The sequence below is a fragment of the Pseudomonas sp. 65/3-MNA-CIBAN-0223 genome, from assembly GCF_040310425.1.
GTDB classification, from domain to species: Bacteria; Pseudomonadota; Gammaproteobacteria; order Pseudomonadales; family Pseudomonadaceae; genus Aquipseudomonas; species Aquipseudomonas gregormendelii.
The window spans coordinates 1-267 of the sequence record NZ_JBEOPV010000166.1 but is presented as its reverse complement, the minus strand read 5'-3'; the positions used below and the strand labels follow the sequence as shown (position 1 = coordinate 267).

The window sequence follows — 267 nt, the reverse complement described above, 5'->3', positions numbered from 1 at the left end:
GATTCAGCCATAGTCTTAGCTTCTTTCAGGCCTAAACCTGTAGCGCTACGAAGCGCTTTAATAACTGATACTTTGTTTTCGCCAAATGATGTAAGAACTACATCAAATTCTGTTTGCTCTTCAACAACAGCAGCTTCGCCGCCGCCTGAAACTACTGCAGCTGCAGCAGAAACGCCGAATTTCTCTTCCATAGCTTCGATTAGTTCAACAACTTCCATTACAGACATTGCTGCGAAAGCTTCTAAGATTTGGTCTTTAGTGATAGAC

1 protein-coding gene is annotated in these 267 nt (G+C 42.7%); it reads right to left on the bottom strand.

The features are described from left to right. A partial coding sequence (gene rplL, locus AAEZ09_RS28385) for a 50S ribosomal protein L7/L12 (RefSeq protein WP_350601671.1) occupies positions 1 to 267 on the bottom strand: 267 nt, incomplete at both ends.